The organism is Psychrobacter sp. L7, assembly GCF_002810365.1.
GTDB lineage: Bacteria > Pseudomonadota > Gammaproteobacteria > Pseudomonadales > Moraxellaceae > Psychrobacter > Psychrobacter celer.
The window spans coordinates 52,373-76,854 of the sequence record NZ_NEXR01000002.1 but is presented as its reverse complement, the minus strand read 5'-3'; the positions used below and the strand labels follow the sequence as shown (position 1 = coordinate 76,854).

Sequence of the window (24,482 nt, the reverse complement as noted above, 5' to 3'; positions counted from 1 at the left end):
TATGCCTATCATAGAGCGCCGAACTGGTTTAAAAATTTGCATCACTGTACTTAATATTACCAATGAAGCACATTGTCTTTGCAAGTATGGATAAATGACACACTAAGGCATCAAACACTGAGATGTTAAGCACTCGCAATGCTGTCTTTAAAGCTGTCCAAAATTGGCTCAAGCAAGGCAAACTTACGCTTGTAACTGACTTGATTGACAATGAGGCGCGACGATACATCGCAGATATGGTCACGGGCTTCAAGACCGTTGGCACGCAAGGTGTTCCCTGTATCGACCACATCGACGATGAGGTCTCCGAGTCCGACCAGCGGTGCCAGCTCCATCGAGCCGTATAGTTTGATCACATCGACCTGCTGGCCTTGGCTGGCAAAATAAGCCCGAGCCACATTGACGTACTTGGTGGCGATGCGCAGACGACGATTGGGCAATGGCGCGTCCTTTACGCCTGCGGTCATCAATTTGCACTGGGCAATCTGCAAATCCAGCAGCTCATACACATGGTTGGCCCCGTGCTCAAGCAGTACATCTTTACCCGCCACACCAAAGTCCGCAGCGCCATGCTCGACGTAGGTCGGTACATCACTGGCACGCAAGATTAAGACGCGTACATTGGGGTTTGAGGTCGGAAAAATAAGCTTACGCGAGGCTTCAGGGTCTTCTAACAACTCAACGCCCGCTGCGCGCAGCAAAGGCATGGTTTCTTCTAAAATACGGCCTTTAGACAAGGCCAGCGTTAAGCCTGAAAATTCCTCATTGACTTGGTTTAATAAACCATCATTTGATTGGCGGGTGCTTGCTTCGGTCATAATGACATCGTGTCCATGTACAGTTGGCATCCCCGATAGCGGGGCGTGAATTTATCATTGCTAAGCGATTAGAGTAAACCTTCATGCGCCAATCATTGAAGTGCTTGACGCATAAGGGTTTACTGAGTCGTTCAGTGTCTGACTGACTTAAGGCATGGTTTTATGTAGTTGCTGATAAAAATCAGCAAAAAACTGCCGCCTAGTCGTTGCTATTGTTGCTATTGATACGTTCGATATTGACGCCGAGCGCACGCAGTTTGCTTTCTACGTTTTCATAGCCGCGATCGATATGATAAATACGATCGATCAAGCTCTCACCTTCAGCGGTCGCCGCGGCCATCACCAAGGACATCGATGCGCGTAAATCGGTCGCCATCACAGGCGCGGCGGTAAAGTTTTCGACGCCCGTAACTACGGCAGCATGACCGTCCACCTGAATGGATGCGCCCAAACGATTGAGCTCTGGCACGTGCATATAGCGGTTTTCGAAGATATTTTCGATAAAGGTACTGGTGCCATCGGCCAGACAGCTAATCGCCATGAGCTGCGCCTGCATATCTGTTGGAAAACCAGGATGCGGCTGAGTACGGATATTGACAGGTCTTGGTCGACCCGTCATTTGCGCGCGAATCCAGTCATCACCTGTGGTAATCACCGCGCCCATGTCCTCAAACTTCTCTAACACAGGGGTCAATAACAGCGCAGAGGTGTTTTTGGCCAATACATCACCGCGAGTCATCAGCGCGCCTGCCAGATACGAGCCTGTCTCGATACGATCCGCCACTACTGAATACTCACAACCATGCAGACGCTCAACGCCTTCGATGGTCATGGTCGAGGTACCGATGCCGCTTATCTTGGCACCCATCGCGACCAGCATGTTGGCCAAATCCACCACTTCTGGCTCCAGCGCGCAGTTGCCAAGCACTGTAGTACCTTTAGCAAGGGCGGCCGCCATGATGACGTTTTCAGTGCCGCCGACTGTGATCATATCAAACGAGAAGTTACAGCCGATTAGTTTGCCGCCTTTTGGCGCTTGCGCTTTGACATAGCCGTTTTCGACGCTGATAGTAGCGCCCATGGCTTCAAAGGCTTTGAGATGCTGATCGACAGGACGCGAGCCAATCGCGCAGCCACCTGGCAATGAGACTTCTGCTTCGCCAAAACGTGCCAGCAACGGCCCCAATACCAAAATCGATGCGCGCATGGTCTTGACCAGATCATAGGGCGCATAAAAATTATCGATGGTTTTGGTATCGCACGTGACCGTATCACCTTGTTTTTGAATGTGAATGCCCATGCCACCGATCAATGCAATCAGGGTACGCACATCTTGTAGCGATGGCACATTATGTAATGTCGTTGGGGTCTCAGCCAATATCATGGCCGCAAGTAACGGCAGCGCGGCATTTTTGGCGCCTGAAATCGTAACTTCTCCTGCAATACGACTACTACCCGTGATTAAAAATTGATCCATAAAAGTGGCAACCTAGCGATGAGTATAAAAAGATGAATATAAAAAATAAAAACCAAACCACCAAAACCTGCGATTTAGACAATAAATGAAGCCATAGGCTTGAGGCGTCTAATTAACAGGCTTAAGCATAACGTCTCATCATAAAGAGTGACGTTTAGCCTTTTGATTGAGCGTCCCACTCAGCGGGCGTCAATGCTTGAATATTAAGCGCATGAATATCTCCGCTGGCGATCTTGTCATTAACCAGCGCATATACCGCTTGCTGACGCTGAACGCTGCGTTTGCCTTCAAAGCTGGCATCGACCACGCGCACATCAAACTTGTTGCCTTGATTGGCCGCTTGAATAAAAGCGTCTGGAAAATGAGTCTGTAAAAATGCAATCAAGTCGTCAGCGTTCATGCTCATAAATCTCTCTGCCTTAAATATAAAATAGGGTATGAATATAAAGTGAAGACATTATAACAAGAGTTTGGCTATCTTACAGTATTGTCTTGCTTTACCATGTTTTATGATGCAGTAGCGACCAATCAGTCGTGCCCGCAATGCCTTTCACCCTTTATCGTTATTTAAGGGCGTCATCTAGGTAGCTAAGCACTTGCGCGCGCACATCATTGACCCAGCGTAGCGGCGGTGCCATCGCGCCAATACTGGTCGCGTGGCTGGCACTTGCTATTTCACCGTTTTTGACAGAGACGCCAGCGGCTTTTAGTGCTTGCGTCATCTTGATGGTATTGCTGTCGTGGACGATGTCATCTTTTTCGGCCGTCAATAATAAATAAGGCGGCTGCTTGCCTTTGATATGACGATCGGGCATCACCTCATCTGGCATGGCAGCGGCGGCAAAGGCCGATGCGCTATCAAACTTACGAAAGTCATAACTGTATGGCCCCGCGATGCCGACGACTGCCCCTACATCGCTTGGCTTGATATGATAAGGGGCCAAAAATTCCTCATTGGCGACCGCTGCCACGGCGTTGAACGCTCCAGCAGAGTGCCCAACCACCGCCACACGAGCAGGGTCAGCATACAAGCTGGCCGCGTTGTTTAGGCTCCAAGCGATCGCCTGCGCGGTGTCTTTGACATAAGCGGGATAGACATGCTCAGGCGCCTTACGGTAATTGATCACCGCTGTGACATAGCCTGCCTGTGCCAAACTCTGACCGACAAAGGCGTATTGCTCTTTGCTCCCGCTCTCCCATGAGCCGCCATGGACAAACACCACCATCGGATAACGATCACTGATCGCGCTTTGTGCTGTCATGGCACGGGTCAACGACTTGGGGTAATAAATATCTAAATCCTGTAAGGGCTGATCGCCGTACAAGATGTCTTTGCTGACCCCCACACCGCCGCCTGAGGTAATTCCATTGACGAGAGTCAAGGGTGATAATGCCTGCGCGCTTTGGCTTGCCAGCACCGCGCCGCCAATTGCCAGCAGCGCCGCGCCCGTCACTTTTAGCACCTTCTTACTTACTGCTTGAGTGTCAGCGCTTTTTGCATTTGTCTTGCGACGGTGCTGATGCTTGTGGCCATCATCATAGTCGTGATGCCGCTTGCGTGTTTTGAGATCCTTCATCGCCAGTGTCCTTTTTTATGTCTTTATTAGCCATATTTATCAGCTTGGGTGTGTGACACATTGAGTGGTGCAACATTGGCTCACGACTTTGATCATAAGCCCTTATTCACTTATCACCAATCGTTTATCGCTAGCCACGTATCATCAGTCACTTACTGCGGATTATTTATAGCCATTCATCTAACCACTCATTTACAGATAAATCAGTTTACTGGCTGCCAAAAGATTTCTCGTGTTTTTCCTGTTACTCGTGTTTAGGCTTCTTGTCATCAGCGGCGGCTATATCAGCGCCAAATACAATCGAGGCACTGGCTCACGATCGCACGAGGTATTTACGGATTTTGATAAATATCGACATTCTCACTAGCAGAGGAGTCGATAGGCGTACCCGCTTCGGTCACCACTATAGGCGTGGTGGCGCGGGCTGGGCTGGGCGCGACTGCACTGCTCGGCTCATCAGCAACGCGCGCGGCAGCCGAGCGCTGTACAACTGGCGCTAACGCCGGATTGGCCAGATTGTCCTCATACATAATATCGTCTTCACCAATCTTTACCCCTCTATCATCGACAACGGTCGTCAATAGCACAAGCTCGGTCACTCCTACGGTGTTGTTGGCGATATCGATTAAGTGGCTTTGCTGCGTCGGTGTCACACGCCCCATGACATAGACCACGCCGTTGTTGCTCACCACCTTGATTTGGGATGCTTTGACGCCGTTACTTGTCGCGACTTTTGCCAGCATTTTTGAGGTGATATAACCATCATGGACAGTCGAGCTATAACCCTTTGAGGCACTGACGGTCAGCTCATTATAGACACGGCGCACGTCTGGCATGGAGCTGACGACGTTTTCTATCTCCGTCTTGATCGCAGCACTTGGCACCTCACCGCTCAGCAGCACTTCACTATTAAAGCTATCGATACTCATGCGGCTGGTCTGCTGCAAGTCTTCTTTTAGACCATAGACATTGATTTTGGCAGTGTGTTCGATGCTACGATCCAGCAGACGCTGCGGAATGGTACGCTCAGTCATGGGCACACCATAAGTCCCTTGAGTACTGTTGGTCAGATAATTGGTGGTACAACCCGTACTAATGACGCTTGCCAGCAGCACAGCGCCTATCGTCATGCGGTATGATGAGCCAAAAATAGCAGTGCGCAAGTGCATCCGTGTCATGATTTACCTCTTAGAGCCTGATGAAATAAGTAAGATATTGGCGATGATTGATACGCAAGACATGCCATCGCTTTTTTATTGAGCTACTTTACTCAATTTTTTGGGTGAACGCTTAGGCTTTTGGTAACGATAACTCAACCGACAAACACCTTCGCATCGCTCGCGCACGCTCAGGCCCATTAATACAACAAGAATCAGCACCAAGCGCGCCTTACCAAGTATTACCACGCATTTGCCATAAACGCGCCTATCAGCCACTGCGGCGACTCAGATATGTGGGCTTCTGCGAGTTTGTGCTTGCCTGCGGTATCATAAGCAATGATATCAAACCGGCAATCAAAATCTCTATACTCAGGGTGCTGCTGCAAAAAATAGCGCGCCGCCTTGATAAGTTTGTTTTGCTTGGATTTGGTGACGCTCAGCAGCGCATCGCCAAACCCTGATTGGCGCCGTTGACGCACTTCAACAAATACTAGGGTCGACCATGCCGCGCCCGTCTCTAGCATGACCAAGTCAAGCTCACCGATTTTGGGTTGTTGCCAGTTTTGTGCAATCAGCGTCAAGCCTTGCGCCTGCAAAAACGCACAAGCGCGCTGCTCAAACAAGCTGCCTTGACGCTGCTTGGGCGAGCTAAGGCGTAAGGGTTTGTGATGGGTCATAAGAGCAAGATACCTGCTGAACATTTCAGAATTATCATAGCACAACATGATAAACTAACCACTTTTGCGCCTTGTCTATATCTATGATCTGTCGCCATGGCTTGCATTCATGGGTCTATTACGGTCTTTATTATGATGTTGTGCTAAAGACCACACATCAAACGCCAAGATAGAGCATGGCGCTATATTGTATGCCCGACTTTTATAAGAGGTTTTCATGTCCATCCCTACCGCGATGCCAGCTTGTTTATATATCGTTGCCACGCCGATTGGTAATCTGAGCGACATGACGCCGCATGCCATCGATGTCTTAAAACAAGTGGCCATCATTGCCTGTGAAGACACCCGCACCTCCGGCAAACTGCTATCGCACTTTGGTATCCATACCAAAGACAACAGTAGCGAGGCTGACGCGCCCAAAGCGCATAATAAGCTATGGGCCTATCATGAGCACAACAGCGCCATCCAAACGCCAAAGATTATCGAGATGATCCAGCAAGGCCATTCCGTCGCTTTGATCAGTGATGCTGGCACGCCACTGGTCAGTGACCCAGGCTATCAGTTGGTACAAGCAGCGCATGCCGCTGGCGTGAGAGTATCACCTGTGGTGGGTGCATCGGCTGCCATTGGCGCGCTATCGGTCGCAGGGCTGCCATCAGATCGCTTTAGCTTTATTGGGTTTTTGCCTGCCAAAACTCACGGTCGCCAAAAACAACTGACCGCCTTAACGACACGCACCGAAACCTTGATATTTTATGAAGCGCCGCACCGCATTCTGGCAAGCTTAGCGGACATGGCGGCGATATTTGGCAATGATCGTGAAGTGGCGTTTTGCCGTGAGCTGACCAAAACCTTTGAGACCGTGCACAAAAGCACGCTTGGCAACTTGATTGAGTTTGTCAAAGCCGATGACAATCAGCAGCGCGGCGAAATCGTCTTGGTAGTCGCAGGTGCCAATACCGCACAAGACGCCGACGACATCAGTGTGCACGATGCGTTACTACAACGTCTACTGGAGGATTTATCGGTCAAAAAAGCCGCCGCCTTGGCCGCTGATATCACTGGCGTGAAAAAAAACGCACTCTATCAGCGCCTGCTTGAGCTACAAGCAAAATAGCTTGTGGTTATAAAAATACTATACCAACAAATTAATCATTGAGTGAGGAGAGAGCAAATGTACGATGTAATGGCGATAGGCAACGCCTTGGTGGACCACGAGTACCTACTGTCCGATGCTGCCCTAGAAGAGACGGATCTGACCAAAGGCAATATGACACTGGCAGCTATCGAGGAGCAGCAGCAGCTACTGGCGTATTTCAAACTGGCAGAAATCGCACCTTCAAAACAAGCGGGTGGCGGCTCAGCGGCCAATACCATGTACACCTTTGCCAGCCTCGGTGGCAAGCCGTTTTATGCTTGCCGCGTCGGTGATGATGCTCAAGGTGAGTTTTATCTAAAAGACTTGCACACTGCAGGCGTCGCTACTTCAAAAAAATCCGTACATACAGGCGGCGTCACAGGCTCTTGTGTGGTGGCGGTGACCGAAGATGGCGAGCGTACCATGCAAACCTATCTTGGAACCTCAAGCGACATCACAGCAGAAAACGTCGATTTTGACGCGCTGACGCAAGCCGACTGGCTGTATCTAGAGGGCTATCTGGCGATGACTGAGAGCATCCAACCTGCGATGACCAAGCTGCGCCAGCAAGCAGGTATTCATAACGCCAAAATCGCGGTGAGCTTCGCCGACCCTGCGGTGGTGAAGTTTGCCAAAGAAGGCCTACTCAATATGCTCGGCAATAAAGTTGCAGTGATATTCTGTAATAGCGAAGAGGCCAAGCTATTTACTGACAAAAAACAAATCAAAGCCGCCGCCCGCGCGCTCCTTGAGCATTGCCAGACCGCAGTCGTCACCGATGGCGCGAATGGCGCAATCATCGCTCATAAGTCAGATGATTACTCAGAGCTGGAGATTTATGAAGTCGCCACGCCAGCGGTGGCCAATGTCATCGACACCAATGGCGCAGGTGATAACTACGCGGGCGCTTTTTTATATGCGCTATCGCAGCACTATAGCCTGCCTGAGTGTGGTCGTCTGGCAAGCGCTGTCGCCGCCCAAGTCATTCAGCAATTTGGCCCGCGCCTTGCCTCCCAAGACTATAAAGAGATTGCGCAGCGCGTATTATCCGCTTAATAAACATACAATCTAAGCGATATTTCGTGCCAAATAAAAGCCCATATCTTATCGATATGGGCTTTTTTTTGACGCATAAATAGCGTACGGGTATGGCCAGTATGACGATATTAAGCCGCAGCCAATGCTTGTGCCAGATCGGCTTTGATGTCGTCGATATGCTCGATACCGATAGAGAGACGCACCATGTCAGCACTGACCCCAGCGTTGGCAAGCTCTTGCTCATTGAGCTGGCGATGGGTGGTGGTCGCTGGGTGACACGCCAACGATTTGGCATCACCGATATTGACCAAGCGCGTGATCATCTGCAGCGCATCGATAAAGCGGGCGCCAGCCTCCAGCCCGCCTTTTACCCCAAAGGTTAAAATAGCAGAAGGCGTGCCTTTCATATATTTTTTGGCCAGCTCGTGCTCAGGATGGTCCGATAGACCTGCGTACTTAACCCACGCGACTTTGTCATGGTCGCGCAGATACTCAGCGACGGCCTGGGCGTTTTGTACATGGCGCTCCATACGTAGGCTGAGCGTCTCCATACCTTGCAAAATACCAAAAGCATTTAATGGGCTGATTGCCGCCCCAGTATTGCGTAGCGGTGCCACACGGGCACGAGCGATAAACGCCGCAGCGCCGACGTCTTTGACAAAATTGACACCGTGATAGCTCTCATCTGGGGTGTTAAGCAGCGGGAAGCGCTCAGGATAGTCGCCCCAAGGGAACGTACCACTATCGACAATCGCGCCGCCGATCGAGGTGCCTGTACCGCTCATGTACTTGGTCAATGAATGAATGACAATATCCGCGCCAAACTCAAACGGGCGGCAGAGCGCAGGCGTCGCAACCGTACTATCGATTACCACAGGCACGCCATACTCGTGAGCGATATCACTTAGCGCTTGGATATCTACGATATTGCCCAGCGGATTGCCGATACTCTCAGCAAAAACCATCTTGGTCTTATCATCGATAAGATCGCGAATTGCTTCTGGCTCTTTGTGGTCAAAAAAACGTACTTCGATGCCTTGACGCGGTAGCGCATGAGCAAACAAATTATAAGTACCGCCATATAGCGTCGATACCGCAACGATATTATCACCCGCTTCACAAATCGTCTGAATGGCATACGTGATGGCCGCCATGCCTGACGCCACCGCCAGCGCCCCGATACCGCCTTCTAATGCAGCCACCCGCTCTTCTAGTACCGCATTGGTTGGGTTCATGATACGGGTATAGATATTGCCTGCAACCTTGAGATCAAACAAGTCAGCACCGTGCTGGGTATTGTCAAACGCGTATGAGCTGGTGTGATAAATGGGTACGGCGACCGCTTTAGTCGTTGGCTCAACTTGGTATCCGGCGTGGATGGCCAAGGTTTCAAGACGCGGTGTATTCTGGTTTTGCTGGTCTGGCTGTCCGTCACTCATACTGTGCTCCTATGTAGGTATTTATGATTCAATAAGGATATCATGATAAAAAATGTCAAATCGTTATCTTCACGCCGCTGTCGCTAAACGCCGTCTACAAAAACGATAGGCATAAAAAAAGCTGAGTTAATCATAACTCAACTTCTTTATGAAAAGAATAGCAAATCATTCATCTCTTAATGACAAAAACTCATAAGCGACCATACTATTTGATCTAAGTAGCTTTATTTAAGACTTAAGTAGCGTTGTCTAAGCTGAATGGTTTGAGCGACTTTGCCGCGCCGATTATTTATAATACGCATTTTCAGTACGACTGTGGTCGGTTTCGTCAACCACTTGCGTCAGCTCAGGAATCTGCTGCTTAAGCTGGACTTCGACACCTTGGCGCAAGGTCATATCCACCGCTGAGCAGCCCTGACAGCCACCACCGAACTTTAGCACGGCTGTCAGACCAACGCCTTCTTCGTCGATCAGCTCTAGCAAGTCCACCATACCGCCGTGCGCGGCCAAGCCTGGGTTAATCTCTGATTGCAAGATATAGTTGATACGCTCTTCGACACTGGCATCAGCACCGACCTTTGGTACTTTTGAGTTTGGCGCACGGAAGGTGAGCTGCCCACCAAAACGGTCTTTATTATAATCAATCACCGCATCTTCTAAGTACGGCACTGAAGCCGCCTCAATAAATGCCGAAAAATCGTCATACGTGAGCACCAAATCTGCGCTGTCTTCTTCGCCTGGCTGATTGTACGCCATGCAGCACTCGGCACGCGGCGTACCTGGATGCTCAACAAAAATACGGACACCGATACCGTCGGTGTCTTGCTTGGCCAACAAATCGGCCAAATAACCTTGCGCCGACTCTGTGATAGTGATGTTACTTTTTACGTCCGCTTGCTCAGTATCTAGCGCTGACTCATAGTCTGCTGACTGATCCAACTGATTAGCAGCTTGATTGTGCTCACTCATAATGTTTCCTATGTGTTATGACACAAACGCGATACCTGTCGTGGCTACTGTGTCGTGAATGTAGAGTGTGTAACGATATAAGGGGGTACCAACTGCACCGATTTATCATCTGATGGGCGTGTCTGTCACGGGTTGCTCACGCCCACCAAGGCTTTGTGGCATTTATACTCATTATTATAGCGTATTCAGGCGACAATTCCGACTGCCCCACTGTGAATTAACACCGCTTGCAGATAGCCTTGCCCTGTGTCTGATCGTTGATATGCTCTCCTTTATATAAAGACGACTCTCATATTTATCAAGCAGCACCTCCGTGGTTGTTGCTCAACGCTTGACGCTTTGACCTCTGATGCTCTAATTCCTGAAATTCCTGATGCCTTAATTCCTAGCGCCTTATTTCTGATACCTTTATCCTTTATCGCTCAATTTGCTTCATTCATATACTCATTTGGCTCAGTTGGTCGCAAAACGGCCATCAAAGACTCATCAATTATGGTATAACTAAGCGGCAGTTATAGGGATATTGTGATAAAAACTGAGGGTAAAAGAGCGCTTTATGATGACACGGACGCGGCATCTCGTGACGACCAAGGACGGCGAGCAAATAGCCGTTTGGCGGGTAGCAAACAGTATCAAACAACACGCAGGCGCAACGGCTGGCGCACCTTGCGCCCCTGACACAAGCGTCAAGGCACAAAATATATTTTTGACTCATGGCACCTTTTCAGACAAACAAACCTGTCTAAAAATCGCCGAGTATCTGGCCGGTCTAGGTCATCAGTGCTACATCATGGAGTGGCGCGGCCATGGCGACAGCCCAGCGCCTAAAGAGGCGTTTGATTTTGAGACCGTCGCAACCTATGATTATGAGGCGACTTTTCGCTACTTTTTTGATGAATTACAACTCAATAACCTGCACTGCGTCACCCATAGCGGCGGCGGCGTGGGCCTGACGATGTTTTTGATTCAATATCCAGATTATATCGATAAAATCAACAGCGCCACTATGTTTGCCTGTCAAGCGTTTGGGGCGGCCGCCAGCCCTATCAGCTACGCCAAGATACTTGCCGCCAAGCTTGTGACAAAAGCGGTCGGTTATATCCCTGCCAAAAAGCTCAAACTGGGGCCGATCAACGAAAGCTATCACACCATGAACCAGTGGTTTGATTGGAACTTACAACAAAACTTTAATAGCAGCCGCAAACAGACTGCCGACAATACCCCTTTTGATTATCGACAGCACATGCCGATGGTTATGATGCCTATCTATGCCATCAGTGCCAAGGGTGATAACTTCATCTCCCCAACCGCTGGCTGTCGGCGGTTTTTTGATGGCTTTAACCGTGCTACTAATAACAGCCCTTCTTCTGTCCCCACCTCTACTAATAATAACGCTACCAATATCTTTCGAGAGTACGCGCGCAGCCGTGGTGATTTGGACGATTATACCCATAGCCGCATTATGATTAGCCGTCATGCAGCGACAGAGATTTGGCCAACGGTCGCCGCTTGGATCGAACAGCACGTCAGATGACTTGATCGTTATAGCGCCAGATGATCACCACCGTAAGGCGTTAGCGTCTGCTCGCTCCTTTTTTGGTAAATCAGCAAACCCATAATCAGCAAACCCACACACGGTATAAAACATCTTTGCACTTGTCAGTGGCGCTGCTGCTGTGTCAGTATTGGCAGCATGGTTTTTAGCCTTTATTTTTATTAATGACATATCAATGGCAGGACAGTGGCACATATGGGTGATTCAGTAGAGCAGCAAACAGATAAACGCAGACACTATCGTTATCTGGTCTTTATCGGACGTTTTCAGCCTTTTCATCGAGGGCATAAAGCAGTCGTCGACGAGGCGCTACAGCGCGCTGATGAAGTGATTATGCTGATTGGCTCAGCCAACCTACCACGCAGCTTACGCAATCCTTTTAGCGTCGCTGAGCGTGCCGCGATGATTAAGGGCGCGTACTCATCTGCTGATGCCGCGCGCATCCACTGCGTGGGGTTAGATGATGCACTATATAATGACACGCGCTGGCTTCAATACGTACAAGCCGGCGTCAAGTCTGTCACAGGTGATTTGCAAAGTGATATCGGCCTGATAGGCCACTCAAAAGACAGCTCGTCGTATTATCTATCATTGTTTCCCAACTGGGACTCTGTCTCCGTTCCCAATTATCACAACCTATCAGCCACGCCTATCCGCGACAGCTATCTAATGGGGGCGACGCCAACACCTGAGCGTACGCCTGAGTCCACCCGTCACGTGCTCGATGATTTCAAAAAAACCGAAGACTATCAACAGCTGCACGAAGAAGCCGATTTTATCGATAAATATAAAAGACAATGGCAGGCTGCGCCCTATCCGCCTACCTTTATGACTGCTGATGCGCTGATTGTACAATCAGGCCATATCTTATTGGTAGAGCGCCGCAGCATGCCAGGACGTGGGCTTTGGGCGTTGCCCGGTGGGTTTGTGAACCCAAAAGAGACCTTGTTTGATGCCTGTATCCGTGAGCTACGCGAGGAGACACGGCTCAAAGTCCCTGAGCCAGTATTACGCGGCTCTTGCCATAGTCAGCATACCTTTGATGATCCGTACCGCTCCGCGCGCGGTCGTACGATTACCCAAGCGTTTTATTTTCAGCTAAAAAACGACCCAAAAGGCTTACCCAAAGTCAAAGGCGGCGACGATGCAGCCAAGGCTTTTTGGCTGCCGCTGGCTGAGCTGGACGCCACCATGATGTTTGAAGACCACTATGCGATCATTACCAAAATGGTAGGGTTGTAAACCATATGAATGATAACAAAGATACAGATTTAAGCTCTGTAGATGAAAACCAAAATCACACTAAAGAAAAAATAGACTTTTTATTTGACATAATGAAGCGATACGATCACTACATAGCGACAACCAACTTTAAAGTCGGATTAATGATGTCTTTTGTTAGTGCTATCATTATAGGTTTATCTGTTCAAGTCATTTCTGTTGGTTCAGAATCATGCCCACATAAAACCTTGTACTACATTACAATAATATCTTGCCTATTAACTATACTCTTTGCGTTGTTATCAGTATTTAGATTATTAAAAGTTATTTTCCCCAATACTACAACCTATATTGCTAAGACGTCTTTGATTTTTTATAGTGACGTTGCTCAAATTAGTGGTGGCTGTGATGGTTTTAAAAAGTCAATTGATAGTATGAGCACTCAGGAATTTTTAAAAGATTTATCCGAGCAGACCTTTATACTCGCGTGTATAACTGATGAAAAGTTTAGATTTATAAAAGTTGCCGCTAGACTAATAATGTATGCCGTTTTACCTTTATTATTTGTCTCTATAATACTATTAACAATAAAAGGATTTAAATAATAGATGTCAAACTTAGAAAGCATATTCGGAGAATATTTCGCACTCTTAAATGATAACACTTCTTCGCTGGTTAAGAATGAGTCGTATGACTCAATGACTTTAGAAGATTCAACTGAGTCGCTAACTCTAGGGCCTCAGGAAGAGTTTATATTGCAGTCAAAAATCAGGCCTTATTTCGGTAAAAATGGAATAAATCGCTCTCCTATCGGCACGCATCCAGATTTCATTTCTTTAGAAAGCTCAGGCTCAACTCAAGAGCATTATGCCTGTACACTATTTATAGATATAAAAGGATCAACTAGATTGTCGCTTTTATATTCACTAGAATTCATATTTAATTTCAAAAATGCTGTAATTAGAACTTGTATAGAGACTATCCGTACATTTGATGGACATGTTCATAGGCTAATGGGAGACGCTGTGATGGCATTTTTCGGAGGTAGCTCTACCGAGAAAGAAGATGCTATTGCTGATGCAATAAACTGTTCTATTACTCTAAGAGCGCTACTTGAAGAAAGTATTAAACCTTGGATGAATGAACAAGGTCTTGATGCCAAAGACTTTGGCTTTAGGATTGGATGTGACTTTGGAAATGATAAAGAAGTTCTTTGGGGTAGTTTTGGATATCGTAACGTGGGAGAGGTCTCAGCAACCGGACTGCCAGTTGATATGGCTTCTAAGCTTCAAGGACTAGCTAGAAAGAACGAAACTATGCTTGGTCAGGGGTTGCTAGATTTCGTAAACTGGCCTGAAGAATATTCAAATATCAAAACAAGAGAAAAAAATGGCGTGACTGAAGAGCTCAGAATAGTGACTCCCAATATCACTTATTCTGATAACACACCTTTGAACTACAGAATGAGGCAGCTTTCATATCTTAATTGTTTAAGATTTAGTGCTCTACCTATTGATTTAAGATCGAAAATTAAAGGTAGCCAAGTTATAGCGAATTCCAATATTAAATATAAATGTTATGTTATTGATGATAGCGATAGCAAGGAGTATATTTCCGCTTCTAGATTTTTAGAACCTAACGAGTCTTTGATCTTTTCAGTGGAAGCAACTACAAATAATAGACTAGACTTCCCTCTAAAAGTAAGTTTTATCAAAACAAACCATGGGAATGAAACTCCTATTGAAGAGCGAGACATTGAGTACCCAGCAGTTGAGAAATTTTTAAGAAAGAAAAAAATTAGCCAGTATAATCGCTCTACTGCTCTAATCTCCAGAGTAGAACTAAATGAGGCCACACTTTATCGTGGGATTCATACAATGAAATGTGAAGTATATGACAAAAATAGATTTTTAATTTTTCGTGACTGGATAGGTGTCATGATTAAATAGTTTAACTTTTCCACGCCAGCGCTGATAGACGGTAACGGCTCACCGTCGCAGCTGTCATATAACAAGGCAGCCGCGGCATCTCAACGCAGAGGAGTTCTGTAATGTACACTGGCAATCTGAGTAATTTACTCTTAAATAGCGACAGCTACAAGACCTCACATTGGGTGCAATATCCAAGCGGTAGTGAGTATCTGTCAAGCTACATTGAGGCGCGTAAAGGCGACTACGACGTGGTGTTTTTTGGTCTACAAGCTTTTATCAAAGAGTACCTCAGCACCCCTATCACCCATCAAGATATCGATGAAGCCGAAATGGTCATTCAAGCGCATGGCTTGACCTTTAACCGTGCAGGCTGGGAGCGTTTGGTCGATAAACACGGTGGCTACCTGCCACTACGTATCGAGGCCGTCCCTGAAGGCAGCATCGTCCCTGTCTCAAACGTCGTCTGCCAAGTCATCAATACCGATCCTGAGTTTTACTGGCTACCAAGCTATATCGAGACCGCACTGCTACGCGCTATTTGGTACCCCTCCACCGTCGCTAGTGTCTCGCATTACTGTAAAGGCATCATTCGTCAGGCCCTAGAAAAATCTGCCGACAATAGCGACTCGCTTACGTTTCGGCTGCATGATTTTGGCGCACGCGGTGCCTCTAGCCAAGAATCAGTCGCTTTAGGCAGTTTGGCGCATTTAGTAAACTTTGCAGGGACCGACTCGATGACGGCGCTGGTCGCCGCCAGCCGTTGGTATCGGATGGATAAAGACATGCCAGCGTTTTCGATTCCGGCCGCCGAGCACAGTACCATGACCGCTTGGGGCCGCGACGGCGAGACAGCCGCCTTTGCCAATATGCTTACGCAGTTTGGCGGCGCGGGCAAAAGCATCTCTGTGGTCTCTGACAGCTACGACTTATGGAACGCCATAGATAATATCTGGGGCGGCCGCCTCAAAGACGAGGTCAAAAACATGGGTGGCACGCTGGTCATCAGACCAGACAGCGGCGAGCCTGCCAAAGTGGTACGCGAAGCTTTAGAGCGCTTGGCTGTGAAGTTTGGCACCACCATTAATAGTAAAGGCTATAAGGTATTGCCAGATTATGTGCGTATCATCCAAGGCGATGGCATCAGCCCAAACACTTTGGGCAGCATCATCGATGTGGTGCTAAAGGCTGGGTTTGGCGCGGATAACATCACCTTTGGGATGGGCGGCGGATTATTGCAGCAAGTCAACCGCGACACCATGAGCTGGGCGATGAAGGCCAGCGCCATTTGTATCGATGGCGTTTGGAAGGATATCTATAAGGACCCTGTGACCAGCCGCTCAAAACGCTCAAAAAAAGGCCGCTTGGCGTTGATCAATCAGACCCAAGGCCAACCAAAAACCATCAAACTCGACGACTTATCGACTGCTGACAACCTACTACGGGATGTGTATGTCGACGGTAAGCTGTTGATCGACGACAGCCTGACCACCATTCGGGAGCGTGCAGGATGGTAGCTTCTCTAAATTTATCCAAAAAAGATATGCTGCTTGCGCCGATTTATCTGTACCAAGGCATCAAGGTCAAACGTGATACGGTACGCCTCCCTGAGCCTACCGGTGAGAGATGCGGCCGGGTCACTCTAGTGTCAGCGACTAAGACGCCCGCCCAAGCATCGAAGCCTGCGCTACAGTTGATGATCGTCGGCGACTCCGCAGCAGCAGGGGTCGGGACGTTGACACAGCAAGAAGCGCTGGCAGGCAAGCTAATCCCCATTCTGCAGCAACAGCCAGTTATTCATAGCCAGTTTGCTGAGATTTTCTGGTCGTTGCAGGCGACGACGGGGCACACCAGCTTTGATATTTTGCGGCGATTGTATGTGCTGTCTGCGCCCAGCCAGCCTGTTGATCTCATGGTTTTGAGCGTCGGGGTCAATGACACCACAGCAAACGTCTCCCCCGACCAGTGGCAACAGCAACTCGAGCAGATCATCGCCATTGCTCAGCGCAAGTTTGGCGCGCGTAAGATTGTCTTCTCAAGCCTACCACCGATGGCACAAATGCCAGCACTACCCGCGCCGCTCAACGCCTTTATCGGTGCCAAAGCCATGGCGCTCGATAAGGTGTTACAAAACGTGTGTCAGGCTCAGGGCGGTGTACACTACATGGCGGCTGACTTTGCGATGATGGCCGAAATGCACAGCGGCAGCGGCTCCATTGATAGCGCGGCGATGTTTGCCAGTGATGGCTTTCACCCCAGCAGCTTAACTTATGGCTTGTGGGCGCAGCAGCTGGCGGCTCTAATCGCACAGCTCCTTGAGCGCTAACAGATGCTGGCTGATTTGACATAAAAAAACCGCTGAATGGTCAGCGGTTTTTTTATACTGCGCCACATAACATGACGCGATAAGCGCATATTACTCAGCAGAGTCAGCCGCTTTTTTGCTACGGCCACCGAATGCACCAAAGCGTTTGTTAAAGCTAGCAACACGGCCTTCAGTAGAGGTTTTACGCTGCTCGCCTGTATAGAATGGGTGCGATGCACTTGAGATATCAAGTGGGAAGTATGGGTATTCTTTACCTTCGTACTCACGAGTGGCTTTTGTGCTGACCGTTGAGCGAGTCAAGAAAAACACATCAGCGTTGGTGTCGTGAAACAAAACTTCTTGGTAGTTAGGATGGATATCTTTACGCATAATAATCTCTCTATGTCCGATGTATGTATCAGGCGGCTTGATGAGCAATCAACCACACGCTGGCATACGTAACTGAGGCACTAAGGACATGTCTAAGAGTGGCAACTGCATCACTGGCTTATTCCAGCACCCAACACCACGCCTCTGTTCACTTAGCCTTTCCCCAGCGGGAAAATCAAACCGCGATTTTAACGGTTTTTGGCATTTGATGCAAGAGCGTGTCCCAACTTTGCGCGGCATCTTTTACCCACACTAGAGCCGTGCTGGCGCTTTTACGCCGATCCCTACTAAATTAAAAACCTGTGCTCATACTTTTATATTCAATATATTACATAAAAGCCTTTCTCTTCTTGTTTACCCCTTGGTTTGTTGGTATATTCGTATATACGGATTTATGAATATAAAGGCAAACCTCTGAGGGAGCAGAAGGATGGATACCGTACAGATAGATTTTCTTAATATCGATCAACAGTGGGACAAAAAGATAAAACACTGTCATTTTGATATATATCATTTATCGGGCTGGGTGACGGCTTCGGCGATAGTCGATAAAGGCACGCCGATGGGACTGATGGCCACCTATAAAAACAAACAGCTTTTTTTGCCCATTATCATCCGTGAAGTAGACTCAGCATACTGGGATGCAACCACCACTTACGGCTATGGTGGCCCACTGATGGACAAGTCGCTTAGTGATGCGGAGGCAGATTATATGCTGCAGGCAGTGAAAGAGCGGCTTTTTGCTAAAGGCTGCGTGTCGTTATTTATGCGCCTGCACCCTATTATCAATAAAGACTGGATACCGACGGTTGGTAAGGCTTTGACTCATGGTCTTACGCTGATGTCTGATCTGAGTCAGTCTGAGGCCGCGCACTGGAGCGAGACGCAAAACCGTCATCGCCGAGGCATCAAAAAAGCCATCAAGCACAATGTCGTGACCAAAATTGAGCGGTTGACCAAAGCCAGTGCGCTGGTGTTTTCTACCATTTATAAAGAAACCATGGCGCATGTGCAGGCCGATCAATACTATTTTTTTGATGACGATTACTTTTTTAATCTGCTAGAAAACCTACAAGAGCGGATACTACTCATCACCGCCTATCAAGACGATACGCCGATTGCGTCTGCTATTTATACCCTCTGCCGAGAGTCTGGCATCATGCAGTTTCACCTCGGTGGCACGTGCGTTGCCTACTCTCATCTGCAGCCCTCCAAGCTAATTACCCATACCGCCCGCAATTGGGGTAGAGAAAATAACTATCAAATTCTCCACTTAGGCGGCGGTGTGGGCGGGGCGCTGGATTCTTTATACGAGTACAAAAAAGGCTTTAGCTCACAAGAGTTGCTGTTTAAGACCTATAGGCTCATCATCAATCCAGACAAGTATGCCAAGCTGGTAGCCGCGCGTAGACTGACCCCAGATGAGTCACATTCAGACTTTTTCCCCTTATATAGAAAACCTGCCACTACCGTGCCTGCGGCAAAAACCACACCAGCTGAAGCGCTCGCAGATATATAGAGCGCCCTTCACATTCGTCTTTTATACGACCATCATCTGAATCACCATCACCCTAACCCTCATAAGCCAACACAAAAAGCAGCCACCATCATGGCTATTCTTGACTAGGGCGTATCTTTATTTTAAAAATGTGGATAAAGATAAGACACATTGCTGTCAAATAAAAAAAGTGAAGACCAGTAGCGCTGTCGCTATTTTAAGGTTTGTTCACTATATAGCACAGGCTAAAAACGCGGCGTTTGTCTCAATATATACTGTTACAAAAGCCGGATTATTTTACAAACATCAACGCTACTTGCAGCGGTCACCCCTTATCGTTTTGGCTAATTTTTATTCTAAAACCACCAGACTGCCTACCTTTTATACCACGGCGCCTTGTCGCTTTTACAGCCTATGGGTTGTCATGCTCTCGGCTCTACTGACAAAACTCATGCATGTACTTACGTATTTGTCATCTTATGCTCGCCTCAACTTTCGTAAAATATCCCCTATATTAAAACAGCTTTATATGAATGATCAGCATTGACTAACAATGACGATAAGATGTTGAAGTTGGCGATAGGCGCACGCATATTAAAAGCGACCGACCCTATAATCAATAAGTGCAGCCTAAGCGCGGCTCAGGCTATCAAGGATATGACAACGACAATGACGCAATACGTTTATCACAACACCAACTCTAGCCATAGCGGCATACCAGCCAATACAGCCACTGATGCAGCATCGGCGAAGACGGCGGACATGCCGCAACCGGCAAAGCGTGTGGGTATCTTAGGCGGCGGCACGGCAGGCGCGACGATTGCCATTCGCTTGGCTGCATTAGGGCTTGAGACGTATGTGTTTGAAAAAAAACAATCTCTCATCGACGGCCCACCAATGTGCCACTTGCATGCCGGCGGCAACTTGTATCGCGAAATCCCTGACGAAGACTGCGTCGCCTTACTCAAGCAGTGTATCGATATTTTGCGCTTATACCCTTATACCATCGATGTGCGCCCCACCGTGTTCGCCGTCCCGACACGCGATGAGGGCTTGCCTGAGGATTTGTTACCACGCCTTGATATTTTGACAGACGCCTATCGCGAGCTGATTGCGCAGGAACCAAACAATAAAGTCTTGGGCGAGCCCGAGGACTACTATCAGCTCTATAACCATGAGCAGTTGCTGGCGCTGGCCGAGCGTGAGCAAGTCGCCATCCCTCGCACAGTCGATGAGTGGATGATACCAGTTGCCAAGTATCTGGATTTAAACAAAGTCAAGTTCCCGCTTATCGTCGTCCAAGAGTACGGCTGGAATATCTTTCGCCTTGCCGCGTCAGCACAGCTAGCATTGGCAGAGTATGAGCACGCTCATGTGTTTACCGATACGACGGTGACACAGGTCATGCCTGTCGATTGTGAAAACTGTACAAACGCCGATCACCATGTGACCAAATGGCGCATCGACTACCAATCAGCAAGCAGCTCGACAGAGGCGGTGCAAGAAGACGCTATCGAGGTCGACTACCTGATCAATGCGTGCGGATTTCGTACAGGGGTCATCGATGATATGGTCGGTGTCGCCGTCACCCGTATGGTCGAATTTAAGTCCTCCTATATCACCCACTGGGGCGAAGCTGGTGGTCAGATACCCGAGATCATCGTCTATGGCAATCGCGGCACCCCTGAGGGCATGGCACAGCTGACGCCTTATCCTGATGGTTACTTTCAGATTCATGGCATGAGTCATGCCATTACTTTGTTTGATGATGGGTTGGTAGCGTCGAATACTGACAGCGCCCAGCCCAAGCTACCGCAGCAGTACGTACACTACATCGAGGATGGCTGGGACAAAGCGCCGCTACAAGCGCGTAGCCAACAAGCCATCGATTATGTGGCGCAGTTTGTACCGACCTTTCATAGTGCTCGTAGCGTTGGCAATGCCCTGTATGGTGGGCAGCAAATCCCTGGAGAAGACGATACTTTGCGCGTCGCTGACGTCAGCTTGTACGCTGATATCCGCTATGCCCGTGCAGAAAACGTCAAAGCCTCCTCGACCTTAATTGCAGCGGATCAAATCGTCAATGAGCTGACTGAGCTGGGTTTGGTGACAACAGATACGCCCGCAAACCGTCACCGCTATGCTCATAAATGGCCATATCTGGCGCACAACGATAGCTTGACCATCGATAGTGTGGCTCGCGATCTGGCTGAGCAGCGCGGTTTTCCAGTGGCCATGGCAGGAGTAAACCATGGTATCCGTGAGGCCATACTGTCTAGCTTATGAGGCATCGCTGATCTTGGCTTACTTTTGCTTCTATCCCGCTCACAGCGCAGACGAAGCAAAATTCCTACTCAATAATTCAATAAAAAAAGCGCAGACCACCGTTATTGGATGGTCTGCGCTTTTTGGCCTCTGAGCGTCTTGCTCTCTGAGAGCTTTAATCTCTGGGTTTGGCAGTCTGTGAGACTTTGCACATTTTAGCTTTCGCTGCCCGCCATTTTTTCTGTATCGACAGCATCGTCGATGGTGACCACAGTCTTTAGCATCTCAATCGCTTCACCGATGGTATTACACACCACCAGACGCGCCAAATCTTCTTGCTTCATAAATCCTTGCTCAGCGGTATAGGCCAAGTGCTCTATCATTCGGTCATAAAACCCATTGATATTCAGAATAATCATGGGTTTTTCGTGCTGATAAAGCTGACGCCACGTGGCAATCTCCATGATCTCCTCGAGCGTGCCAAGCCCACCTGGTAAGGTGATAAAAGCATCGGCATACTCTGCCATGACGGTTTTGCGCGTGTGCATGGTGTCGGTCAAATGTAGGCGCGTCAACTGATTGTGAGCGATTTCGTGTTTGAGCATAAAGGTTGGAATCACACCGACCGCTTGAGCGCCGCCGTTGACGACCTCATCTGCCACCGCCCCCATCAGCCCAATGCTAGCACCGCCATAGACCAGACCCATGCCGTTTTTTGCCAGCGCAAGACCCAGCTCGCGAGCGGCTTGCTCATACACTTCATGATTACCTAGACGCGAGCCACAATACACCGCAACCAGCGGCATGGTCAGTGAGGATTTATCGACGGCTTTTTCGATATTGGTGATATCTTGACTGGTGATTACTTCATAAGTGTCGTTATTGATTTTCATTTGCATAGTGCTTCCTTAATTTTTATATTATTGTTTTTAGGTGAGTGCTCAGTTGACAGATGACGATAAAAATGCGAAAAAGCACCGCTCCAGTCATAGCGTATAGAACTTACAAGTCATCATTGCCCGCCTCACCTACCTTCATTTATCTTAACATAAGCGCTGCTGTTACATGAGCTTGATATCATCAAAGCCGCGCATCAGAGTCTCATAACGGACTGACCATCACGCCGTTAGAGCCAGCCGAGCTGCCCAAACCTTGTAGCCGCTACAACCATAAAACGCCAGCCCCCACCCTATAGATCAGACCATAAGGCCGACTCATGGAAGAACCGCAAAACCCCCTACCAACAGACAGCCATGTCATAAAAACCGATGCTCTGAGTATCATGACTGAACGCAATCAGCCGCTAGCCGCGACAGTATATCGCCCGCAAGATACGATAAAAGCGGCGGTCATGATAGCGCCTGCCACTGGTATTAAACGTCAGTTTTATCACCACTTTGCCACTTATTTGGCCACCTGCGGTTTTGGTGTATTGACCTTTGACAACGAAGGTATCGGCGAGTCGTTAAGCACCGAGCTACCCAAATGTGACGCCTCATTGATCAGCTGGGGGCGTCATGACCTGCCAGCCGTGCTTGATGCTCTGCAAGATGAGTTTGCCGATACCACATATCACATCATCGGTCACAGTGCCGGCGGTCAGCTGATTGGCTTGATGCCAAACTATCAGACCATACAATCTGTATTCAATGTCGCCTGCTCGTCAGGGCAAATCAAAAACATGGACATGCCCTATAAGCTCAAGGCCATGGGTTTTATGGATGCTTTTATTCCGCTTAGTAACTTGGTATTAGGCTATACACCAGCGGATAAAATCGGTATGGGCGAGCCATTACCGCGCGGCGTTGCTCGGCAGTGGCGCGAGTGGTGCAATGGCGCAGGCTATATCAAAACCGCCTTTGGTCACAGCATACATACTCATTTTTATGATGAGCTTAGCATGCCCGCTTTATGGCTGGGGTTTAGCGACGATGATATCGCCAACAGCGAAAATATGGACGACATGATACGTGTGTTTACCAAGATGCCTGTCGAAAAGCGTTTTTATACCCCGCAATATTTTGGTTTAAGTCGTATCGGTCATATGCGCTATTTTAGTCGCCGCACCCATGCAAAAGCCCCAGCACTATGGCAAATGGCGGTAGACTGGTTGGAGCAGCAGTGTTAGGACATGGCTTTTTAAGGCACGACTTTTTGATGCGTCAATCTTTTTGCGCGTTTTCTGCTTTGACGCGTTGGCGTAGAGCAGAGTATAGCGACGGCTGCAAATTATGGATATTACCTAGCATCCACTTGATATAGCCAATGGGCACTTCGGTGATAAGTCGGCCTTTATATTTGCCAAATGGCATCCTACTGGCAGGATTGGCTCGATTGGCGATGGCATGAGCCGCAGCAAAGTCTGTCGGCGCGATTTGTAGACGCGTGCAGCAGGCTTGATACAGCAGGTAACACATACGGGCGTCACCCAGCGCATCATGGGCGGCGCAGGTCAGCTCACTCGCTGCAGACTTGCCCAGCAGCTGCTCGATACATTTAGACTGACCGTAGTAGCGCCACTCTGGGAAGGCCACACGGGCGAGCCGCACCGTACAGATCAGCTTGGTAGTCGGACGGCCTATCACGCGCCAGTCAAAGCGCACATTATGGCCGATGAGGTAGGTGGGCAAATCAAACGCTTGTAGATCAAAACGCTCAAGACCCGCCACATCATCGTCGGTGATACCATGTACTTTGATGACCACCGGTGAGATGGCGCGGCCACTATTAAAGTACTTCATCCACTCAAACCCCGTCGCTACGTTGATGGTAGCAACCTGAATCGGTCTTGGGTCACGGCCTTGATCGGTTTCGGTATCGATAACCAAAGCAGTATCAGTCAGACTTGGCATATTGAGGCAATCAGTCATAAAACTCGCTGTAGCACGTGGGGTATCCATAATCAATAACAGTCTGTTTTATCCAGCGCAAAAACGCACGGTATCCCATAGACTGCTTTGTTGTTTATGGGGCTAAAACCCAAAGATAACAAGCAGATATAACAATGCGATACAAACCTGCTAGCGC

The 24,482-nt window shown here is 48.6% G+C and carries 22 protein-coding genes; 11 read left to right on the top strand and 11 right to left on the bottom strand.

Annotation, left to right across the window (positions count from 1 at the left end; genetic code table 11):
- Positions 1-125 precede the first annotated feature (125 nt).
- The 6 genes from hisG to CAP50_RS02985 all read right to left on the bottom strand — a co-directional run bounded on the left by hisG (position 126) and on the right by CAP50_RS02985 (position 5,757).
- Positions 126-818, bottom strand: a complete 693-nt coding sequence (hisG, locus tag CAP50_RS03010) for an ATP phosphoribosyltransferase (RefSeq protein ID WP_075102594.1) — start codon at positions 816-818, stop codon at positions 126-128.
- A 199-nt stretch (positions 819-1,017) separates the two neighbouring features.
- A complete protein-coding gene (murA, locus tag CAP50_RS03005; protein WP_100749030.1) occupies positions 1,018-2,295 on the bottom strand; it encodes a UDP-N-acetylglucosamine 1-carboxyvinyltransferase in 1,278 nt (425 codons plus the stop codon).
- 154 nt (positions 2,296-2,449) lie between these two features.
- Positions 2,450-2,695, bottom strand: a complete 246-nt coding sequence (locus tag CAP50_RS03000; protein WP_192994740.1) for a BolA family protein — start codon at positions 2,693-2,695, stop codon at positions 2,450-2,452.
- Positions 2,696-2,858: 163 nt separating this feature from the next.
- Complete coding sequence (locus CAP50_RS02995; RefSeq protein ID WP_100749028.1) at positions 2,859-3,872, bottom strand: alpha/beta hydrolase; 1,014 nt, start codon at positions 3,870-3,872, stop codon at positions 2,859-2,861.
- Positions 3,873-4,204: 332 nt separating this feature from the next.
- Entirely contained in the window at positions 4,205-5,050 is an 846-nt protein-coding gene (locus CAP50_RS02990) for a BON domain-containing protein (RefSeq protein WP_100749027.1), read from the bottom strand.
- Positions 5,051-5,271: 221 nt separating this feature from the next.
- Positions 5,272-5,757 carry a YraN family protein gene (locus CAP50_RS02985; RefSeq protein ID WP_100749026.1) on the bottom strand — a complete coding sequence of 162 codons (486 nt, stop codon included), beginning with the start codon at positions 5,755-5,757 and terminating at the stop codon, positions 5,272-5,274.
- Positions 5,758-5,926: 169 nt separating this feature from the next.
- On the opposite strand from CAP50_RS02985, the gene rsmI reads away from it, so the two are divergent.
- Positions 5,927-6,826 carry a 16S rRNA (cytidine(1402)-2'-O)-methyltransferase gene (rsmI, locus tag CAP50_RS02980; RefSeq protein WP_100749025.1) on the top strand — a complete coding sequence of 300 codons (900 nt, stop codon included), beginning with the start codon at positions 5,927-5,929 and terminating at the stop codon, positions 6,824-6,826.
- 57 nt (positions 6,827-6,883) lie between these two features.
- Positions 6,884-7,903, top strand: coding sequence for an adenosine kinase (locus CAP50_RS02975; protein ID WP_100749024.1), 1,020 nt, complete (start codon positions 6,884-6,886; stop codon positions 7,901-7,903).
- A 110-nt stretch (positions 7,904-8,013) separates the two neighbouring features.
- Here CAP50_RS02975 and CAP50_RS02970 read toward each other — a convergent pair whose 3' ends face one another.
- Together CAP50_RS02970 and nfuA are read right to left on the bottom strand one after the other, a co-directional pair.
- Positions 8,014-9,324 carry an O-acetylhomoserine aminocarboxypropyltransferase/cysteine synthase family protein gene (locus tag CAP50_RS02970; RefSeq protein WP_075102550.1) on the bottom strand — a complete coding sequence of 437 codons (1,311 nt, stop codon included), beginning with the start codon at positions 9,322-9,324 and terminating at the stop codon, positions 8,014-8,016.
- A gap of 285 nt (positions 9,325-9,609) precedes the next feature.
- Positions 9,610-10,293, bottom strand: a complete 684-nt coding sequence (nfuA, locus tag CAP50_RS02965; protein WP_075102549.1) for a Fe-S biogenesis protein NfuA — start codon at positions 10,291-10,293, stop codon at positions 9,610-9,612.
- Between the two features lie 556 nt (positions 10,294-10,849).
- On the opposite strand from nfuA, the gene CAP50_RS02960 reads away from it, so the two are divergent.
- The 6 genes from CAP50_RS02960 to CAP50_RS02930 all read left to right on the top strand — a co-directional run bounded on the left by CAP50_RS02960 (position 10,850) and on the right by CAP50_RS02930 (position 17,323).
- Positions 10,850-11,827 carry an alpha/beta fold hydrolase gene (locus CAP50_RS02960; RefSeq protein ID WP_100749023.1) on the top strand — a complete coding sequence of 326 codons (978 nt, stop codon included), beginning with the start codon at positions 10,850-10,852 and terminating at the stop codon, positions 11,825-11,827.
- 216 nt (positions 11,828-12,043) lie between these two features.
- Complete coding sequence (locus CAP50_RS02950; protein WP_075102547.1) at positions 12,044-13,090, top strand: bifunctional nicotinamide-nucleotide adenylyltransferase/Nudix hydroxylase; 1,047 nt, start codon at positions 12,044-12,046, stop codon at positions 13,088-13,090.
- A gap of 5 nt (positions 13,091-13,095) precedes the next feature.
- Positions 13,096-13,674, top strand: coding sequence for a Pycsar system effector family protein (locus CAP50_RS02945; RefSeq protein ID WP_100749021.1), 579 nt, complete (start codon positions 13,096-13,098; stop codon positions 13,672-13,674).
- Between the two features lie 3 nt (positions 13,675-13,677).
- On the top strand, positions 13,678-15,018 hold the full coding sequence (locus CAP50_RS02940; protein WP_100749020.1) for a nucleotide-binding domain-containing protein: 1,341 nt from the start codon (positions 13,678-13,680) through the stop codon (positions 15,016-15,018).
- Between the two features lie 101 nt (positions 15,019-15,119).
- Positions 15,120-16,514, top strand: a complete 1,395-nt coding sequence (locus CAP50_RS02935) for a nicotinate phosphoribosyltransferase (protein WP_100749019.1) — start codon at positions 15,120-15,122, stop codon at positions 16,512-16,514.
- Positions 16,508-17,323 carry an SGNH/GDSL hydrolase family protein gene (locus CAP50_RS02930; RefSeq protein WP_100749018.1) on the top strand — a complete coding sequence of 272 codons (816 nt, stop codon included), beginning with the start codon at positions 16,508-16,510 and terminating at the stop codon, positions 17,321-17,323. The genes CAP50_RS02935 and CAP50_RS02930 overlap by 7 nt, the downstream gene beginning before the upstream one ends.
- 90 nt (positions 17,324-17,413) lie before the next feature.
- Here CAP50_RS02930 and CAP50_RS02925 read toward each other — a convergent pair whose 3' ends face one another.
- Positions 17,414-17,692, bottom strand: coding sequence for a type B 50S ribosomal protein L31 (locus CAP50_RS02925; RefSeq protein ID WP_075102544.1), 279 nt, complete (start codon positions 17,690-17,692; stop codon positions 17,414-17,416).
- Positions 17,693-18,122: 430 nt separating this feature from the next.
- Here CAP50_RS02925 and CAP50_RS02920 point away from each other — a divergent pair, with 430 nt between their 5' ends.
- Together CAP50_RS02920 and CAP50_RS02915 are read left to right on the top strand one after the other, a co-directional pair.
- The gene (locus CAP50_RS02920; RefSeq protein ID WP_100749017.1) at positions 18,123-19,211 is read left to right on the top strand and encodes a GNAT family N-acetyltransferase; all 1,089 of its coding nucleotides are present in this window, start codon (positions 18,123-18,125) and stop codon (positions 19,209-19,211) included.
- A 741-nt stretch (positions 19,212-19,952) separates the two neighbouring features.
- Complete coding sequence (locus tag CAP50_RS02915) at positions 19,953-21,476, top strand: FAD-dependent oxidoreductase (RefSeq protein WP_100749115.1); 1,524 nt, start codon at positions 19,953-19,955, stop codon at positions 21,474-21,476.
- Between the two features lie 194 nt (positions 21,477-21,670).
- Here the strand turns inward: CAP50_RS02915 and CAP50_RS02910 are convergent, their stop codons facing one another.
- Entirely contained in the window at positions 21,671-22,354 is a 684-nt protein-coding gene (locus CAP50_RS02910; protein WP_100749016.1) for an LOG family protein, read from the bottom strand.
- Between the two features lie 317 nt (positions 22,355-22,671).
- Here CAP50_RS02910 and CAP50_RS02905 point away from each other — a divergent pair, with 317 nt between their 5' ends.
- Positions 22,672-23,583 carry an alpha/beta hydrolase family protein gene (locus CAP50_RS02905; RefSeq protein WP_100749015.1) on the top strand — a complete coding sequence of 304 codons (912 nt, stop codon included), beginning with the start codon at positions 22,672-22,674 and terminating at the stop codon, positions 23,581-23,583.
- Positions 23,584-23,617: 34 nt separating this feature from the next.
- Here the strand turns inward: CAP50_RS02905 and CAP50_RS02900 are convergent, their stop codons facing one another.
- Positions 23,618-24,325 carry a putative quorum-sensing-regulated virulence factor gene (locus CAP50_RS02900; RefSeq protein WP_241900627.1) on the bottom strand — a complete coding sequence of 236 codons (708 nt, stop codon included), beginning with the start codon at positions 24,323-24,325 and terminating at the stop codon, positions 23,618-23,620.
- Positions 24,326-24,482 lie beyond the last annotated feature (157 nt).

Bases quoted from the DNA above. Each gene is read 5' to 3' on its own strand.
- hisG (WP_075102594.1), bottom strand. From the start codon at position 818: ATGACCGAAGCAAGCACCCGCCAATCAAATGATGGTTTATTAAACCAA.
- murA (WP_100749030.1), bottom strand. From the start codon at position 2,295: ATGGATCAATTTTTAATCACGGGTAGTAGTCGTATTGCAGGAGAAGTT.
- CAP50_RS02940 (WP_100749020.1), top strand. From the start codon at position 13,678: ATGTCAAACTTAGAAAGCATATTCGGAGAATATTTCGCACTCTTAAAT.
- CAP50_RS02905 (WP_100749015.1), top strand. From the start codon at position 22,672: ATGGAAGAACCGCAAAACCCCCTACCAACAGACAGCCATGTCATAAAA.
- CAP50_RS02910 (WP_100749016.1), bottom strand. From the start codon at position 22,354: ATGCAAATGAAAATCAATAACGACACTTATGAAGTAATCACCAGTCAA.
- CAP50_RS02900 (WP_241900627.1), bottom strand. From the start codon at position 24,325: ATGACTGATTGCCTCAATATGCCAAGTCTGACTGATACTGCTTTGGTT.
- CAP50_RS03000 (WP_192994740.1), bottom strand. From the start codon at position 2,695: ATGAACGCTGACGACTTGATTGCATTTTTACAGACTCATTTTCCAGAC.
- CAP50_RS02975 (WP_100749024.1), top strand. From the start codon at position 6,884: ATGTACGATGTAATGGCGATAGGCAACGCCTTGGTGGACCACGAGTAC.
- CAP50_RS02930 (WP_100749018.1), top strand. From the start codon at position 16,508: ATGGTAGCTTCTCTAAATTTATCCAAAAAAGATATGCTGCTTGCGCCG.
- CAP50_RS02945 (WP_100749021.1), top strand. From the start codon at position 13,096: ATGAATGATAACAAAGATACAGATTTAAGCTCTGTAGATGAAAACCAA.
- CAP50_RS02935 (WP_100749019.1), top strand. From the start codon at position 15,120: ATGTACACTGGCAATCTGAGTAATTTACTCTTAAATAGCGACAGCTAC.
- CAP50_RS02960 (WP_100749023.1), top strand. From the start codon at position 10,850: ATGATGACACGGACGCGGCATCTCGTGACGACCAAGGACGGCGAGCAA.
- CAP50_RS02920 (WP_100749017.1), top strand. From the start codon at position 18,123: ATGGATACCGTACAGATAGATTTTCTTAATATCGATCAACAGTGGGAC.
- CAP50_RS02950 (WP_075102547.1), top strand. From the start codon at position 12,044: ATGGGTGATTCAGTAGAGCAGCAAACAGATAAACGCAGACACTATCGT.
- CAP50_RS02990 (WP_100749027.1), bottom strand. From the start codon at position 5,050: ATGACACGGATGCACTTGCGCACTGCTATTTTTGGCTCATCATACCGC.
- CAP50_RS02985 (WP_100749026.1), bottom strand. From the start codon at position 5,757: ATGTTGTGCTATGATAATTCTGAAATGTTCAGCAGGTATCTTGCTCTT.
- CAP50_RS02915 (WP_100749115.1), top strand. From the start codon at position 19,953: ATGCCGCAACCGGCAAAGCGTGTGGGTATCTTAGGCGGCGGCACGGCA.
- CAP50_RS02925 (WP_075102544.1), bottom strand. From the start codon at position 17,692: ATGCGTAAAGATATCCATCCTAACTACCAAGAAGTTTTGTTTCACGAC.
- CAP50_RS02970 (WP_075102550.1), bottom strand. From the start codon at position 9,324: ATGAGTGACGGACAGCCAGACCAGCAAAACCAGAATACACCGCGTCTT.
- CAP50_RS02995 (WP_100749028.1), bottom strand. From the start codon at position 3,872: ATGAAGGATCTCAAAACACGCAAGCGGCATCACGACTATGATGATGGC.
- nfuA (WP_075102549.1), bottom strand. From the start codon at position 10,293: ATGAGTGAGCACAATCAAGCTGCTAATCAGTTGGATCAGTCAGCAGAC.
- rsmI (WP_100749025.1), top strand. From the start codon at position 5,927: ATGTCCATCCCTACCGCGATGCCAGCTTGTTTATATATCGTTGCCACG.